22 protein-coding genes are annotated in these 16,792 nt (G+C 47.1%); 21 read left to right on the forward strand and 1 reads right to left on the reverse strand.

Going from position 1 to position 16,792, the window contains the following annotated elements; genetic code table 11:
* Positions 1–140 precede the first annotated feature (140 nt).
* Positions 141–377, reverse strand: a complete 237-nt coding sequence (locus tag MKX59_RS10235) for a helix-turn-helix domain-containing protein (RefSeq protein ID WP_340858384.1) — start codon at positions 375–377, stop codon at positions 141–143.
* 192 nt (positions 378–569) lie between these two features.
* Between MKX59_RS10235 and MKX59_RS10240 the strand changes: the two genes are divergently transcribed.
* The 21 genes from MKX59_RS10240 to MKX59_RS10340 all read left to right on the forward strand — a co-directional run bounded on the left by MKX59_RS10240 (position 570) and on the right by MKX59_RS10340 (position 16,779).
* Positions 570–1,058, forward strand: a complete 489-nt coding sequence (locus tag MKX59_RS10240; RefSeq protein WP_340858385.1) for a hypothetical protein — start codon at positions 570–572, stop codon at positions 1,056–1,058.
* Positions 1,059–1,614: 556 nt separating this feature from the next.
* On the forward strand, positions 1,615–2,124 hold the full coding sequence (locus MKX59_RS10245; protein WP_340858387.1) for a CGNR zinc finger domain-containing protein: 510 nt from the start codon (positions 1,615–1,617) through the stop codon (positions 2,122–2,124).
* Positions 2,125–2,720: 596 nt separating this feature from the next.
* Positions 2,721–2,957, forward strand: coding sequence for a helix-turn-helix domain-containing protein (locus MKX59_RS10250; protein ID WP_340858388.1), 237 nt, complete (start codon positions 2,721–2,723; stop codon positions 2,955–2,957).
* A gap of 412 nt (positions 2,958–3,369) precedes the next feature.
* On the forward strand, positions 3,370–4,305 hold the full coding sequence (locus tag MKX59_RS10255; RefSeq protein WP_340858389.1) for a hypothetical protein: 936 nt from the start codon (positions 3,370–3,372) through the stop codon (positions 4,303–4,305).
* Positions 4,306–4,373: 68 nt separating this feature from the next.
* Positions 4,374–4,586: a hypothetical protein gene (locus MKX59_RS10260; protein ID WP_208332406.1), complete on the forward strand. Its 213-nt coding sequence runs from the start codon at positions 4,374–4,376 to the stop codon at positions 4,584–4,586.
* 153 nt (positions 4,587–4,739) lie between these two features.
* The gene (locus MKX59_RS10265; protein WP_340858393.1) at positions 4,740–4,907 is read left to right on the forward strand and encodes a hypothetical protein; all 168 of its coding nucleotides are present in this window, start codon (positions 4,740–4,742) and stop codon (positions 4,905–4,907) included.
* Positions 4,908–4,909: 2 nt separating this feature from the next.
* On the forward strand, positions 4,910–5,071 hold the full coding sequence (locus tag MKX59_RS10270) for a hypothetical protein (protein ID WP_340858394.1): 162 nt from the start codon (positions 4,910–4,912) through the stop codon (positions 5,069–5,071).
* The gene (locus MKX59_RS10275; RefSeq protein WP_340858395.1) at positions 5,068–5,349 is read left to right on the forward strand and encodes a hypothetical protein; all 282 of its coding nucleotides are present in this window, start codon (positions 5,068–5,070) and stop codon (positions 5,347–5,349) included. Before MKX59_RS10270 ends, MKX59_RS10275 begins: the two co-directional genes overlap by 4 nt.
* A gap of 105 nt (positions 5,350–5,454) precedes the next feature.
* Entirely contained in the window at positions 5,455–5,907 is a 453-nt protein-coding gene (locus tag MKX59_RS10280) for a hypothetical protein (protein WP_340858397.1), read from the forward strand.
* A gap of 15 nt (positions 5,908–5,922) precedes the next feature.
* Positions 5,923–7,020, forward strand: coding sequence for an SU10 major capsid protein (locus MKX59_RS10285; protein ID WP_340858398.1), 1,098 nt, complete (start codon positions 5,923–5,925; stop codon positions 7,018–7,020).
* Positions 7,021–7,086: 66 nt separating this feature from the next.
* Positions 7,087–7,431, forward strand: a complete 345-nt coding sequence (locus MKX59_RS10290) for a hypothetical protein (RefSeq protein WP_340858399.1) — start codon at positions 7,087–7,089, stop codon at positions 7,429–7,431.
* Positions 7,432–7,485: 54 nt separating this feature from the next.
* Positions 7,486–9,510, forward strand: coding sequence for a phage tail tape measure protein (locus MKX59_RS10295; RefSeq protein WP_340858400.1), 2,025 nt, complete (start codon positions 7,486–7,488; stop codon positions 9,508–9,510).
* A 49-nt stretch (positions 9,511–9,559) separates the two neighbouring features.
* The gene (locus tag MKX59_RS10300; protein ID WP_340858401.1) at positions 9,560–10,687 is read left to right on the forward strand and encodes a pyocin knob domain-containing protein; all 1,128 of its coding nucleotides are present in this window, start codon (positions 9,560–9,562) and stop codon (positions 10,685–10,687) included.
* Between the two features lie 18 nt (positions 10,688–10,705).
* Complete coding sequence (locus MKX59_RS10305) at positions 10,706–10,975, forward strand: hypothetical protein (protein ID WP_340858402.1); 270 nt, start codon at positions 10,706–10,708, stop codon at positions 10,973–10,975.
* 95 nt (positions 10,976–11,070) lie between these two features.
* The gene (locus MKX59_RS10310) at positions 11,071–11,373 is read left to right on the forward strand and encodes a phBC6A51 family helix-turn-helix protein (protein WP_340858403.1); all 303 of its coding nucleotides are present in this window, start codon (positions 11,071–11,073) and stop codon (positions 11,371–11,373) included.
* 167 nt (positions 11,374–11,540) lie between these two features.
* Positions 11,541–11,666: a hypothetical protein gene (locus tag MKX59_RS10315; RefSeq protein WP_340858404.1), complete on the forward strand. Its 126-nt coding sequence runs from the start codon at positions 11,541–11,543 to the stop codon at positions 11,664–11,666.
* A 999-nt stretch (positions 11,667–12,665) separates the two neighbouring features.
* A complete protein-coding gene (locus tag MKX59_RS10320; protein WP_028540507.1) occupies positions 12,666–13,343 on the forward strand; it encodes an MBL fold metallo-hydrolase in 678 nt (225 codons plus the stop codon).
* 496 nt (positions 13,344–13,839) lie between these two features.
* Complete coding sequence (loaP, locus tag MKX59_RS10325; protein WP_023989394.1) at positions 13,840–14,361, forward strand: antiterminator LoaP; 522 nt, start codon at positions 13,840–13,842, stop codon at positions 14,359–14,361.
* A gap of 141 nt (positions 14,362–14,502) precedes the next feature.
* Positions 14,503–15,255, forward strand: coding sequence for a 4'-phosphopantetheinyl transferase family protein (locus MKX59_RS10330; protein WP_028540508.1), 753 nt, complete (start codon positions 14,503–14,505; stop codon positions 15,253–15,255).
* Between the two features lie 49 nt (positions 15,256–15,304).
* On the forward strand, positions 15,305–15,544 hold the full coding sequence (locus tag MKX59_RS10335) for an acyl carrier protein (protein WP_013310983.1): 240 nt from the start codon (positions 15,305–15,307) through the stop codon (positions 15,542–15,544).
* The gene (locus MKX59_RS10340) at positions 15,541–16,779 is read left to right on the forward strand and encodes a beta-ketoacyl synthase N-terminal-like domain-containing protein (protein ID WP_028540509.1); all 1,239 of its coding nucleotides are present in this window, start codon (positions 15,541–15,543) and stop codon (positions 16,777–16,779) included. Before MKX59_RS10335 ends, MKX59_RS10340 begins: the two co-directional genes overlap by 4 nt.
* Positions 16,780–16,792: the final 13 nt, after the last annotated feature.

Below are 16,792 nucleotides of genomic sequence, written 5' to 3' on the forward strand. Positions count from 1 at the left end.
TATTCCCGTCTATATGCGCAACTCTTTAGCGTTGTTTTGCCGTGGAATTAGGTCGATATAGCACCAACGAATAGGTAAGGTTGGTCTAAGGTGAATGATGGTTATTGTACGGAAAAGGACCGTCAGTTATTGCGATCCTTTTATTTTTTATCGGTACTTTCTTTGGCATTCGTTATGTATTTAATTAAATCCCCTGGCTGACAGTCTAATACAGAACAGACTCTATCGAGAGTCTCGATAGTTATAGACTTTACGTCAACGCCCTCGTTTGTTACCCATTGGCTTATGGTGTTAGGACGAATCCCTGAACTTTTAGACAGTGCATACATACTCATTTCTCTTTTCTTGAGCATCTCTTCAAGTGTAAAACGAATCATTCGCGATCCTCCTTATTATTAATTTTATTTTATTATAAAAAGGGTTGACTATATTAACTCAAAGAGTTATTATCGTATCAGGTTATTAACGTTTTGAGTTAATATAAAGTTTCATCTTTATCCGAGCAACAACGTACTGTTCCGAAGCGTCAACGCAACTCATCCTATATATCCCGCTTGGAGGCGAATCATATGTCAATCACGTTAGGTTTCATCCGTAATCGTCGCGACAACCTCATTATAATCACGGTCGGAAGCGGCCGCAAACGTCAAGAACTCCGCGTTACATCGGAATTATTCTTCACTATTATACCGCAAGCTAATCCGTATCTCTACGGTGACATTGTCGAAGCTACTCCGGCACAACTCGTTGAACTGGGTTTTGAATTGGACGCAGAAATGAAACGGGAAGTCTTCCGTGTTGTCCGTCCGCTAGTTACTCCGGCTCAAGTTCGCTACGTACTCGATCCGATCACGGGCAACTACATAGTTCGGTACGTCGGCACACGTCAGGAGCTCGTCATACAGGCGCGGGCATTCTGGCGGATAACCGGAGTCAATCAACGGTCGCCGCTCGGTAGTTTAACGCTATCAATGGACGTTATGAAGGAACTCGGATTCATTGTCGGGAAGGGGGGCGTCCAGATTGAACGCAGTAAGCAGTTTATCAACTACGCGTAACATCGTATTATCACGTAAAAATCGCAAGCGTATTGTGGCGGTTCTCAAGTTTATCTACGCGGTCGTTTTAATTGCACGCGAGGTATTGACGTAAAATACCTCCGATGAACCTAACGCCAATATGGGGAGGAGACGCGCGTGTATTATCCGGCTGCCATTGCGCCAACATTGGTGGCTAAATGTCCGTACCGTCAGCGCCAACTGGCGGAGGGATCGCTATGCGGACGCTCGGCCTGCGCTAACAGGTCGCTGCTTTAAATTCCCGGCCACCCGTAGACTGCGCGCCAACGCATGTACTGCGGTTTGGCCGGCTTCGATAATTCCTACGTCCGGATACGGCAATATCCGTCAGGCAGGCGTAGTTCATATATATCTTTCATCCTCGGACGATCGGCCGGTAAATCCGGTTCAGGCACCGGTCGTCTGCTTGTTATATCAGATTAATACGCAGGACACGAACGTAGGTTCCATTTTTCTTAAAAATTCTTTAGAAAGACTCGCTTGTATGTTCGAAAGCGGCTATTCTGGAAACATATTAATTAGGAGGGGGTTAACTGTGAAACTGACGCATCGGCAAAAAATCGAAGTATATATGCGTCTCCTGCGGCACTTTGAAGCTGAGGACTATCGCTGGAGAACGGAAGAGTTTCGCTTAATCCTAGAAGGGACAAGGCGTGAAGAATTGTCATACTTCCGCTCATTAATAACCGAGGCGGGCAAGCCTTTCGGCGCTACGTGGCGAGATATTCAGTTCAAACTACATAAAGTTAAAGAGTGCACGCATCCGGAATGCGGCCGTCCTTTTTACGACGTGTCGCGAAACGGGCGTATGTCCTACTGCCACTGGCACCCGTATACTCGGTATAACTATGCCGCTAATGAGCGTCGTTCTGATGAATACGAAGATGGGACCGTTAAATCAGTTTGCCAAATGAGGCACGACGCAGACCGTAAGCGGCGGGAATATAATAGGAAGATTCACAATCTCGATACTGACACTTATAGGTATAACGGATTCTATGAAGACTACGGTTATATACCTGGCGAAAGTTTTTTCGGCAATTAGCTGACTTTGAGTAGATAGTGACATAAACAAAGCGGAGAAAGCGCCTATATAGTATAGGCCGGAAAATATACGAAAATTCTTTTGTTTTTACCTATATTTTAGCAGCTTAGTTACCTGCGTATATGAAAGGGCACTGTAATTTCCTCCGTTTTAGGTTGTTTTTTACGTTGTTTTGCGGCTATACGTTATGAGGAAGTAGAACGTTGCGGGTACACTCCAGCACACCCTTACGTTATTTCTACGATAGTAGTATGGTTGTTTTTTACCTGCTCAGTTACCAACGTATATGAGAGGACTGCGTAACGTAATTTCCTTCGTTTTACCCTACATTTTTCGTGATTTTGTGGCTATACGTTATGAGGAAGATTTGAACATGTTTTTTACGTTCTATACCTGCATTTTGCCTGCTCAGTTACATACGTGTATGAGAGGACCGCGTAAATTCCTCCGTTTAGACCGTATATTTTGTCCATTTAGTTATCTACATGTTATGAGGAAGTAGAATCGCTCTCGTGTCGATTGCCTGACGACATGACGGCGATCTTTTTATTTACGTAGCTAGTTCAAGAATCAGAACGCAAAGGGAGGTGTTTACAATGGCGGTCGTTAACGAAAGCAACATCGGTATTATCCGCGCAGTCTATCGACTCTCATACGAAGAATTAGGCGCGTTGATGGGCGTGAGCGGGCGTTTCGTGTCCTACGTCGAGAACGGAGCCCGTAACCTACCGAAAGTCAGGGCGGATATGCTCGAAAGAGAACTTCAACTTACGCCGGATAAATTAACGCGCCTAACCGAGATATACCGGGATACGTTACTACCGGGAAAGTAGACGCTGCAACGGTAGATATGTCGTGTTCATCCGCTTTACCCTCCGCGTCGCTACGCTCCTGCGGACATCCGCCCCTACCGGGACGTCTGTACATATTCTAAACGCGAGAAAGATTATGGTAGAGATATATTTTCACCGTGCCATCTTTTGGGTGCGGTGAGGCAACGACCGAAGGGAGGCGGCAGCATGGTGTTATGGTATGTTCACATGTATTCTGCGCGTCCAAGAAGAAAAAAAATATAAGACTTACTATAGGGATAGAATCTCCGAAAAGTCGATAAAAACGGAGGAAAGCCGCGCCAGACGTGGGTTTTTAGCCTCTACTCACCAAAAAGTCATGTAACTGAAAAGCAGGGTATCTGGCCGATTTTGTAACTGAAAAGCAGGGTATTTTTCATCTGGGAGGGGTAACATGAGCAATTCTGATAAAAGATCACGTGCCAATCGAGTCTGGAAATACCTACCGCAAAAGACGAAGGGGGCCGCGATCGTAGCGCAGGAGCATGCGGATAAACTACTAGCAGAAGCCGGACTTTCCTCTACGATTGACACGGTCATCCGGACGACTGAGGCGCAGGCACGCGGGGCGCGCAACGTCACGGTACTCGGCCAATGGGCGGAGGAGCACGGCGGTTTTGTGTTCGCGCTCTTTAAAGGCTGCGAAACATTTATCGAGCGGTTCCCGTCGCTCAGTCAATCCGATTATGCTCGTGTAATGTTCCTCGGGACCTATACGAGCTACGACGGCGGCAGGCTCCAGCACGACAACGGGCGTCCCATTAAACGCGCCGGCCTTGCCAATCTCCTCGGCATGCACCGTGTTAGATACTCCGAACTACACAGGAAGCTGGTCGCGGAATCAATCATCTCGGAGGACGAGGAAACCGGGGACTTGTACATGAACCCGTCAATATTCTATCGCGGCGAGATCAAGAAAGAGAACACATACGATCTTTCCGAGTACCGCTATATTTGTATGTTCCGCAATACTGTACGCGGCTTGTATGAGACTTACGGAAAAGGCCGTGAAGTCAAACAATTAGCGATCCTCTACGCGGTGCTTCCGTTTATCAACTTCAACACTAACATCGTATGCTTTAATCCGGAAGAGACGCAGGAAGACCGGCTGCAACCGATGGATGTCGAGAGACTCGCGGCATTACTCGGGTATAAGGACGCGCAGAAACTTCGCAAAGCACTCGACGCGGTTAAGCTCAATGGCAAGAACGTTTTCCTGCTCGTGCCCGACGTCCATGATAAACGGAAGCGCCGGGTTATAGTTAATCCGCGAGTTGTCTTCGCAGGGTCAGCGGAAAAGCTGGCAGCGATTAAAGTTCTCTTCAATTAAAAACGCATCACCAAGGCGGCCCGAATTTCGAGGCGGCTTATTTGTCGTACCCAAAAGGAGGGCCTTACGTGGGTAACAAGATATGGCGGATTGACTCGGACAACCTCGCAGCTTACACAGAAGATGTTACCGTCATGGCGAAGATCAAGCGTAGCTATTCGGATTTTCACGTCATGGCTGAGTACTTCCGATTCGGCAAGTTAATCGCGATTCAGTATCGTGTACCGGAAGCGCGGAAACGGTCGATCAAGCGCCTGTTAAATTGCCAAATCAGCGCATGACGGCGCAGTACACTATACGTTGAATTAGCGTGTTATTAGCGTATTAGACAAGCGGAGGAACTATGACCCTCGGCTTATTTTTGCGCGTCTGAAATCAAGCGAAAACACGGAAATGAGCACCGGTTATGCACGGTTTTAGCGGGAGGTGAGCTAGTGAGTGATCGAGAGGATGCGGCTACATATTGTCCGTACTATAAGCCGGATTCAAGCTGCGTATTGCTTCACGCGATGTCAAAAGCGGATAAGCGGTGTAAAGCCTGGCGCGGTGATGATTCCGTACAATGTCGGTATTTGAGTACACAAGTAGCAAGGAGGTCGTAACTATGTTGAACAACGGAGTTAACCAGTACCATACGGTGATATCGTATGCGGACGGAATTACGATTACGTTTGGTGATTCAGTGTCCCGCCGATACATACGCCTCAATGCGGACCGGATCGCCGAGGACGAGCGGAGACGCAGACGGAAGGAGAAAAGGAAATGAGCAAGGGATTGCCGACGATTGCGCATGAGCGGAACTTTGGCCGTGACTTCGTCTACGTTGACTCATCCGTTGGGTGGCCGATTTTACAAGGTAGTAAGCCTATTTCTGAGGATAACGATGATCCTATCGAGGCCGGAGCGGGCGCAATAGTTTCTGCCTTCGACGAAGTGGCTGCGCGAGGATTGTTCGTAGGCGAGAGCATTCGGCTTCATTCAAACGTGCTGGGGGCAGCCGATCGAGCACTAGAAATAATTACCGTAACAGAGGAATTAGCGTGAAGGAGGTGAGACCGGTGATTACTCCAGCAGTAAAGCGGTGGCTGACTCCGCGAGGTTTTACGTGGTTCAGGCACATGAAATTTAAATGGTAAAGGAGCGGTATACATGGAAGACGTAACAAATCCGGGAACTCCGGAGGAGCAAACGCAAGAACCAACGTGGGAAGATGAGCGCGCGGAGCTCACACAGCGCCTCGAAACGTTAACAACGGAGCTACACAGCCAACGTGTAAGCAACGCGTTCTATCGGAAGGCAAGAGCAGCAGGTATTGACGATCCGGACGCACTGGCGGGTATCGTAAATCTTTCCGCTGTAACGTTTGATGACGCAGGGCAAGCGCAGGGGATTGATGAAATCCTGACCACGTTTACCGCAGCAGCTAAACCTAAAAAGTCGCATACAATAGGGGGCCCGTCCGGTCTCAACTATCAAGAGAGAGTCGAAAAGACGAGCGAACAGCGACTTGCGGCAGCAGCAGAAAAAGCTAAACGTACCGGACGTCCAGAAGACATGGTTGAGTACATGGAACTCAAAAGTAAACTTAAATTACAAAATTAATAGGGGGAATTTATTATGACAATTTATACAACTGACTTGGTAGGTAAACGTGAATCTGTATCCGACGAAATTCTGCTGCTTAACCCAACACAAACGCCGATGCTGAATTTACTCGGATTCAGCCAGCCAGTCACATCGATCACACACGCATGGTACGAGGATGCCATGTTCGCAACACGTACGACGGTGACTGCCGCTACTGCTGTGGATGCAACGGAAATTAAGGTCGCCAGCACCGAGCCGTTCCGACCGCGCACCATTGCGGAAATTGGCGATGAACTCGTATTGGTGCAGGCCATCGATACCACAGCGAATAAGATTACGGTCGTTCGCGGCTACAGCGGAACAACTGCCGCTGCAATTACGAAGGACTCTCCGATTGAGTCGTTGTATGGTGATGGTCTGGAAGGTGCAGACGCACGGGAAGCCCGTTTTAAAGAACGTCTCAAGGTTGACAACGTGACGCAAATTTTCGAGGATACGGTGAGCATTACCGGGTCTGCGGAAGCGGTGGCACAGTACGGAATCGGGGCGTCAGGTTTATACTATTACGAGAAAGCGAAGAAGCAACTTGAACTCGCGCTCCAGTTGGAAAAGGCGATTATCGGCGGTAGAAAGTCGGACAACGGCAATAAACGCACAATGCGCGGCATCCGTAGCTTCATCGAGACCAACGTAACGACCGCCGGCGGGCCAGTTACGAAAAAGCTCCTCGATGACGTGGTGCAAAAAGTCTATAGTGCGGGTGGCTTTGCGACAGGAAGCGCTGGCTATACGTTCGTTGTTCCTGCCGTGCAGAAGCGCGCAATTAGCGACATGGCATTTACGCAAATCCGTTTGACACAAGCGGAGAATAGTCGCGGGCAGAAGGTCGACCACATCGTTAACGACTTCGGTACGTTTCAAGTCGTGCTTAACGATAATCTGAAGCCGGACGAGATTCTGTTTATTGACGCGAATCGGATTAAGATTCGTCCGCTTGGCGATCGCTCCTTCGGTCACACGTACCTCGGCGTCAAAGGCGATTATCAGTCCGGTATCATCGTCGGAGAGTATACACTGGAGTTCCAGCAAGAGAAGGCGCACGCCCGTATCAAAGGGCTGACCGCGTAGGTAAATAGCGATAACACGGAGGTCCTTCGGGCCTCTTTTTTGTTATATCCAAAAGGGGGAACACGTATGAACAAGTCTAAACTACCGGACAGCGTTCTCGCAGATATGGAGCGCGTAACGCCCGTAATTCGATTGATTGAATCGGTCTTAACGCACAAGCGTCCCGGTTCGTATGATTTCGCAGATAGTTTTCCTGAGCAGGCAGCGATATGGAACGAAGTGGCCGCAAAGTTTGAAGCTTCAGACATGGCGCGTGTACAAGCAATGGGATTCCGTATGAAAAAGCTACTTCCCGCGATCGACGACGTAGACGAAGCCGTCCGGACTGGAAAAGGCATAGTAGGACCGGCCATGGCCGTTTACAAGGCGTTGGGACTCCTGGTGCGTGCGATCGAAAGGACGGCGATCTAAATTTCATTCGATCTGATAGGACACTTACGCCTAGTCGACGATATGAGCCGTCCCATGCGCAAGGCTTTTAGCAGCATAACGAAGTTCGGTGTAGCGGCGACAGGACTCGGCGTGGCGGTAACCGGAGTATCCTTTGCGGCGGACTCCGTTAAGAAGGCGATGGATTTTGAGTCGCAAATGTCTACGATTCAGGCGCTGACAGGCGCAACGGACGCGCAGACGAAAGCCATGCAGCAACTCGCGCTCGAACAAGGGGCGTTAACGAAATATAGCGCGCTTGAGGCCGCACAGGGAATCGAGGAGCTTTTGAAAGCGGGCATGTCCACCGCGCAGGTCCAAGCGGGCGGTCTGAACGCAGCGCTCAACCTCGCAACAGCAGGCGGTCTCGGTCTCGCGGAGGCTGCGGAAGTCATGTCTACGGCGCTCAACTCGTTCAAAAAAGACGGTTTAACCGCAGCTCAAGCGGCTGATATTCTCGCCGGGACTGCGAACGCATCGGCTACGGACGTACACGATTTGCGTTATTCCTTGGCTGCGGTTGGTTCCGTTGCAGACGGCGTAGGGATGTCGTTTAAGGATGCGAATACAGCGCTAGGTTTGTTCGCGAATAACGGGTTAAAGGGCGCGGACGCAGGTACGTCGCTGAAGACGTTCCTGTCCAACTTGGTTCCAGCAACGGACAAGGCGTACGGCATGTTCGAAGACTTCAATCTCTTGACCGTTAACACAACGGATGCTCTCGCGTTTATGAGCAAGAAGGGCATTAAATCAACGGGAACCTCCGTACAGGCAGTTACGAAGGACATCGAGAAGTATGTCGCAGCGCAGACGGGGCTCAAGGTGGGTACGTCTAAGGCCGCGAAGGAAACGAAGAAGTTCCTGACTGCGAGTAATCTCATCCATTCCGCTTTCTACGATAATAAGGGCGAGATTAAAGACCTAGCGCAAGTAGCGGACTTGCTGAAGAATCGATTCGGTAAGCTTACGAATGAGCAGCGTCAATACTATTTGCATCAAATCTTCGGGTCGGATGCGATTCGCGCGGGTAACATCCTCTTCAAAGAGGGCGCGGCCGGCGTTAAGAAGTTTCAGCAGGAGATGGCGAATGTAACCGCGCTCCAGGTCGCAACTAAGAAGATGGACAGTGCAGCGGGTGCCGTCGAGCAGTTCCAGGGCGCAATCGAAACGTTGCAAATATCCGCGCTGCTTCCTACGATGCCGATCCTGAAGAAGCTCGCGCAAGCTGCCGCAGACTTCGTCGTTAAGTATACGCCGCAGATTACCGCAGCGGTAGAGCGTACGGTCAATACCGCTAAGACGTTCCTCAAGGATAACTTTATCAATAACCCTGAGTTTACGAAGCTTCCAGACATTAAAAGTAAAGTAGCGTTCGCCTTCGAAAAGATAGAAAAGGCATTTGCTCGTTGGTGGAATGGTGGAGGACGAGTAGCTGTAGAGAACTTAACGGCACAGGTTGTCCAGTTCATGGCCTCGTCTCTCGAATCAGCCGTACCAACGTTTGTGAGTGTCGGGTTAAAACTTGGTTCTGGATTAATTGACGGGATACAAAAAGCGATTGCTAACGACCCTATCGCTAGTGCAGTACTTAATGGCGGTGGCGGTGCGATAGTTGGTGGTGTGTTTGGTCCTGGCGGTGCGCTCGCAGGGGCTGCAATAGGCGCAGGCGGTGGTGCATCTAACGTCTACATTGGCCAGGGAGCAAAGTCTCTCGGATCAAGTGACGCTGTCAACGGGGTCTTTGACTGGACGAATAAGCACTTACCTACGTGGATGGGCGGTGTTCCGGACGATCAGTTAGCGGCACATAACGCTGAACGTCGGAATAAGCTCGGCAATAAGCACGCAGGCGGTCTCGACCGGGTACCTATGAACGGTTATCCCGCTACACTTCACCGTGATGAGGCGGTACTCACAAAGCACGAGGCGTCCGAATGGCGCGATCAACAACGTGGCAAAGGCGGTAACACTCCATCAATCATCATACAGAACGTAACGATTAATAGCGATATGGACGTTGAAAGGTTCGCCGGTATGCTGGCGCGTAGATTAGCGATGTAATGGCGGGCGGGCTGCGGCTCGCTCTTTTACTTACGGAGGGAGAAAACTTATGAAGACACCAAATCTCGGATTAAATCTAATTGATCGTACATCGCCAACAACAACGTATTTTGACTTAGAGAAATACCTGGACGCAAATTGGCGTGCTATAGACACGAAAGTAGGCGTAGCAGGCGGGCTCGCCGTACTAGGCGCGGACGGAAAGGTGCCCGCGGATCAACTTAACGTAAAGGACCCGGTTGATGCGAGTACGGCGCAAAAAGGTATCGTACAGCTCACGAATGCCACGAATAGTACATCTGAAACGTTGGCGCCGACAGCCAAGGCGCTTACTACGCATGCTGCGGATTCCGTCAAACACACCACAGCCGCGGAACGAGCTTTGTGGAATAGCGGAATAGTCGTTCGGGGAGCGGTTCCTACCGATTTTAATAGCGCAACTGCAAACGGCATTTACTTGGTCAACGCTACAGATTGGTCAACGTTTATTAATTATCCTAAAAACGCGGACCAAGGGAGCGCATATACTTACGGTGTACTGGAGGTTATGACAGCCGGGAGTGGCGCGTTGAGCCAGACATATAGGTCACACGGTCAAATGGAGGTATGGGTACGATCAGCTTACAATAGCGGATCTGGATTTGCTTCTTGGCAACCGTGGCAAAGGCTTCTCGGATTGTCCGATTTTAATAATTTAAAGCAATTATCCGTTGATGGAAAAGGTGTCGTTGCTGGCGCTATTAACGGAAAAGGTGGTAATGTCTCAGCCAGCAACACTCACGCGGAATTAGCCGCAGCAATAACGAATCTACCCGTAAAAAGATGGGCACAAGGCACGTTTAACGGCCAATCGGCAACAGCTCCTAACTTTAGTAGTGGGGCTACAATGACCGTAGGAGTGAACAACATGTCCTTTTCTCCAACAAGAGTGTTTATCCGCGTGAGGTTAAAAGATACTAGCAATGTCCTGTATATAGAAGGGTTTGCTACTGCCTCTATTCCGCAAACAGGGGATATATCTATGTATGGCAGATTTAACAACCGTCTTACCCTAAGTAGTCTCACGCAACAGTCTGGAGGGTTTACGTGTTTGGTTGGAAGTAGCCGGATTAATGACTATGCCGGATCGACCTCTACAGCGGTAATCGAAGCTTTCGAATGGTTCGCATACGAATAAAAATATGGAGGGGTAAAGATGGATGAAATTGGGTCAAGAGTGTTTTGGGACAAGGTATCGGGCAAAGTAGTTTTTGTAACACCGGAATCGGCTGGCGACGTAGCGGAAACAAGTGTCGAAGATGATGTGGCTTTTTATCCGCAGTTGTGTGATTATGATAATGATAAAATAGGCGTTATTCAACTCGAATATCAGCAGCATAAACAAGAGTTCGAGCAAGCGGTATCCTATTGGGTTAATCCGACAACACAGACGCTCGAATTTAAGCATCAAGAAGAGGACGAATAATTGAAAGAACAAACGTTAAATGCAGCACTCAAGGACGGTATCTTTGCCGTCCTTTTTATTGTGCTCTTTTTACATACGGAAGGAGTTGCGTTACAATGACGAATAAGAAGCGCAAAAGACGGGCACAGCCGCCGTTGGATGAGCGTCATAGGCTTGCAATCGAAATGCTGGCGCGCAAGGGCGTACATGACACGATGGATGAAATCGCGTCTCTATGCGGAGTTGATAGGCGGACATTGTACCGTTGGCGACAGCGCGAAGACTTTAATAAAGAGTACGAGAGGGTACACCGAGGGTTCATATCCGCAATACGTCGACGACATAGGAGTGCGGTAGATTGGCTCGCGCTTTCAGCGGATGAAATCACGGAGAGATGCCGAATGTTCGGCCTTATTTAAGCCGCGAGTCGGTTCGGACTCATACCGTATGCGAAATCGGGTGAAATGGCGTTATATCAGCGGTATATAGGGCTTTAGTGGCTATTTATCGTGTCCCAAAAGTGTACTTTATAGCGAATTTTCCTACACGAAGCTCCTGACGCGTGCCCCCTTCGGAATTTTTTTGGATGAGTCGGATACATAGCGGATTTACGCTACACACTCCGGCTGCATACGCAGTGTATAACGGACGTGAGAACCAGCGTATTTCACTGCATACGTTACCAGCGGGTAGATGGGCGGATAACGCGTAAAGCCGCGTAGCTACGGGATTCGTACGGATTATACGCTGGTAATGTATATACAGTGAATACGATGCGTTTATGCAACGCGGCATCAACCGCATAACAGCGCGGCTTCCGAGCGCAGACATATTCGCATAATATGTGTTTTGTGAACATGTATGTGAATATCCGCTGCATAAAAGGCGGCCGGGTGGCACGTATCGCTGCGTGTGTCCGATCGAAATTAACGCTTATTTACGCTATCAAAAGCGAATGAATAAGCGTCTTTTTGCTCGGAGATTGCGAGGGCCGTACCCCCAAGGCCCCTGCGCGACGGCCCGGAATCTGGTGCGTGAGAAATCGGCGTATCAAAATAAACTTCCGAGAATTATAAAGCGCTCGTCTACGGTTATGATTCGTGGGCGGGCGCTTTTTCTTCGTTTATGAGATGCTTGTATACCGGAAATATTTACCGTATAATATAACGGTAGCAACCGCACAGGAGCGGGAGCCTACGCAATCACATCACGCATAAATGAACGGTGAGGTCCTCGGGTACTTGTCGTCAATTTAACGTATATAATCGGTGTAAAACGTTGATACAGCGCGGTTTTTAACCGCTAACTATTCGTAAGGGACTTAAAATCCTGCGGTAGGTGACTACCGTACCGGTTCGATCCCGGTCCTCGGCATTTTTGATTTATAACGGACACATCAAAGTTAAATGAACGAAAATAACGCGAGGTTCTGTGTACCTGCGGAATACTCCGTAACAGGTACACAGAACCAACAAAAACGTCTCACCGTTAACATACGGAGAGGCGTTTTTTGTTTTGGAAAAATTAAGCGATCTTGTAACAGAGAGTTGGAGCCTTTCTATTGCATCAATTGTTATAATCATAGGACAATGAAATTAGGCCTTTATAATTAAATAGTAAGTATTTCTAAAAAATGAAGGGGCCCAAAACCTTAAATCAGAATGTTATTGTTTTTAATTAACCATTGGGAAGGTGGTTCGGTGAAGCTGATATGAATCTGACTTTTCATATGGAACAGTTAAGAGTCTGTTTTATGAATTTCATCAATTATGTATATTTTGTAATGGATGAGAAAACAAGAGACATAGCTATTGTTGACCCATCATGGGATTTATTAAAGGTAGAGTCCTATCTTCAACATTTGAATGGCGATCTCAAAGCGATACTATTAACTCACTCACATTGGGATCATATTAATTTGGTAAATCCACTCCTGGAAAAATATAACCCGCAGGTATTCATGTCAACAAACGAAATCGATTTTTATCATTTTAGATGTAGAAATTTACATTCAATTAAAGACAAGGATTCAATCCAGGTCGGTGAAACAGAAATCAAAAGTCTTTTGACTCCCGGACATACCGCGGGAAGTGTATGCTATCTTTTATCAGATCGCTTATTTACTGGGGATACAATATTCATTGAAGGTTGTGGCTTTTGTGACCCAAATGGAGGAAATCCAATAGAATTATATAATAGTGTTCAAAAAATAAAGCGAGAAATTGATGACTTTATTCAAATTTATCCTGCTCATTCATTTGGTAAAGCGCCTGGTTTTACACTCAATCACCTCATGGATGAAAATATTTATTTTCAATTTACGAGTAAGGAATCTTTTATTAAATTTAGAATGCGTCCGAACCAAAAGGGCCTGTTCGATTTCAAATGAGTCTGTATTGTGGCCCAGTTCTAATGGTGAGAGAAAATCTTGAATATAAAAAATAATACATAACGATCTATCATTTGTCTGTGCCCCAGATGCTCAAGTTAACTAGAGTAAAACACTCGGATCAGTTCTTTTATAAGCCGCCAGAAACGTTGAGGCTGTATTCGAAAGATAATAATGACTTCAAATTTAGCATTTTCAGAAAGGTTTGCGAATCCAATTATGAACTTGGCCGTTTCCAATCAACTGTGAATTGACAGGGTTTGAGTAGAGGATTATAATGGAAAAACATTATTCCAATTATATGATTATATGAAAAATAAAGGAACTTTTCTGTGGTTAATCGCTGGCGGGTCACGTTAACCATCAAAGAGGGATATATCGTGAGAGATTGTAGCTTATCAAGTAGGATAAGTGAAAGGGCGAAGCTATGTATATGGGTAGTAGTAGACATTATAGGAGATGATTTGGCAGTACGTTTTTATAGGAGATGAGTTAAGTGAGCTGGTACGTGTTTTTTGTGCGAACGGGTAGGGAAGAACAGGTCAAGCAGCTTATTAATGAGTGGTTGGATTCTGAAGTCTACAAACCCTTTATACCACTCCAAGAAAGACTCTTTAAAGTAGCAGGAATAGTAAAGAAAGAATGGGCTCCTTTGTTCCCAAGCTATGTATTTATTGAGTCGAATTTACCTGACTTGCAGTTCGTAACCAGTACAAATTCAATGATTTGCACTTCTAGTGATATCATTCGTTTATTGAGATACTCGAAGTTTGAAGCTTCAATGAGAGATTCGGAGAAACAAATGTTAGAAAGTCTATGCAATGATAGCTATTGTATAGAATCATCAACTGGAATTATTGAAGGAGACAATATATGTATCCTAGATGGCCCACTTAAAGGAAGGGGGAGTATAGTTAAGAAAATAGATAGACATAAACGACAAGCGGTCATTCAGTTAGAATTTATGGGTGATATCAGGTTAGTGAGAGTAGCTTTGGAAATTATAAGTAAGGTTTAAAGTGGAGAACTCGTGACGAGTTCATACTCCATGAGGAAGCTTTCAGAACCCTTAAGGGATTTGAAGGCCTTTTTTGATTTGGACTGCTAAGTTAGTAGTTTACTAGGGGGGATATGCGTAGCCTCGTATGCAGAACAACTAATGTTGAAGCGGGAAGATGCCGTGATGAAGGCGGCCGTCAGTTTTGTCCATGCAGATTATAACGCAGACGCTCCCCTTGATCGAGAAGTCTTTCATTCGGATGAGTGTAGTTACTTCGAGAGTTTGGTATTCCATCGGCGGAAATCCAACTTTGTGCTTGGCAGGCTAAGTGCCAAACAAGCAGTTTCGGTGCTGTTAAGCGAGCCAGACCTGCGCAACGTAAGTGTGGAGTCAGGTGTCTTCGGCCAGCCCATGCTTCGAATCAATGGTGTCCACAGCTATCAGGTGAGCATTGCCCACTGCGACTATATCGGAGCGGCTGTTGTTTTTCCCGAAGCACATCCCATGGGCATTGATATTGAGAGGATTGATTCTAAGCGAAATAAGACAATTGAAAGCCAACTGACGGCGGAAGAAAAAGGAAGAATCTCTGTCGTGCGGGGAGTAGGGGAGTACTCAGCTTTATTGACGGTTTTTTGGACAGTGAAGGAGGCCCTGTCGAAAATATTGCGAACAGGTTTTACAACATCGCTGCATGTACTTGAAATGAATGAGACCAGGTTTGTGGATGGATGCTTCCAAAGTACATTTTCACATTTTCCACAATATGCTGCCCAGTCTTACCAGTTAGGTGACTATATCTGCACGATTGTAGCACCGAGGAAGACGGAATGGAGTATGAATACTTCTCGGCTTTATGAAAAATTCAATGCAAGTTTTCATCGAAATCCGTTTGTAGATCATGTTTACTGAACACCAGGTTTGTTGAGTTTTAAATCATTTATTTTTTAGGAGGATACCCATGCATAAGGAAGAAGTATTCGATATCGTTAAACGTTGTATTCGTGAAGTGCTTCCCGAATTACAAGATCACACGTTCGAGTATGGAGATCGATTGGTGGATTTGGGTGCAGATTCAGTAGATCGGGCTGAAATTGTAAACAAGACGATGGAAACATTATCTCTTAATATTCCGCGCGTCGAATTGTCTGGCGTGAAAAATATAGGGGAATTGACAGATGCACTTTATGCGAAATTATGAAAAATTATGAAAAACCTGAGTTAGTCGTTACGGGGATTGGCGTGACTTCGGCGATTGGGCAGGGGAAGGCTGCTTTTGCCTCAGCGTTGTTCAAAGGGCAGCATGCATTTGGCGTCATGCAACGCCCTGGCAGAAGAGGCGAAGCTTCAATTATAGGTGCGGAGCTGCCACCCTTGTCTTATCCGAATGCATTATCCAAACGAATGTTACGTACAGCATCATTTTCGGGGCAGGTGGCCATGGTAACCCTTCAAGAAGCCTGGGATGATGCTCAATTGGATAACGTTGATCCTAGCCGTATTGGACTGGTGGTTGGAGGCTCCAATTTTCAGCAACGGGAGCTATTTCAGACTTATGAGGCCTATCGGGACAAAATGTGCTTTGTACCGCCGACCTATGGGGTTTCCTTTATGGATACTGATTTGTGCGGACTATGTACCGAACAGTTCGGTATTCAGGGGTTAGCTTATACCGTCGGTGGTGCATCCGCGAGTGGACAAGTCGCAATCATTCAAGCAATTGAGGCAATTCAAGCAGATCGTGTTGATGTTTGCATTGCAATGGGGGCATTGATGGATATTTCGTATATGGAATGCCAGGCATTGCGATCCTTGGGAGCGATGGGAAGCGACCGATATGCCGATGAACCTGCAATGGCGTGTCGACCATTTGATCAGTCGCGGGACGGGTTCATCTATGGGGAATCTTGCGGGGTTGTAGTCATAGAACGGGCCGATTCTGCCGTGAGGCTTCGGGAGAAACCTTATGCCAAACTTGCAGGATGGGATATGGGAATGGATCGAAACCGGAATCCCAATCCCTCCTACGAAGGCGAAGCCCGAGTGATTAGAAGAGCTTTGGAGAAAGCAAAGCTGCTACCGGAAGAGATTGATTATATTAATCCCCATGGGACAGGCTCGGTCGTTGGAGACGAGATAGAAATAAAGGCATTACAGGATTGTAAATTGTCACATGCCTATATCAATGCAACTAAATCCATTATCGGTCACGGCTTGAGCGCGGCAGGAACTGTTGAAATTATTGCTACTCTTTTACAAATGTCGGAGTCGAGACTTCACCCTACCCGTAATTTGGAGGAGCCTATCCAATTGGACTGCAATTGGGTGAAGAATGAGTCCGTACCAGCAATTATTCACAATACTATGAATCTGAGCATGGGCTTTGGTGGAATCAATACTGCCATTTGTATGCAAAAATGTGAGTCGCGTATTTGAGAGAGGGGGACGA

This window comes from Paenibacillus sp. FSL R7-0340, assembly GCF_038002205.1.
Lineage (GTDB): Bacteria > Bacillota > Bacilli > Paenibacillales > Paenibacillaceae > Paenibacillus > Paenibacillus polymyxa_B.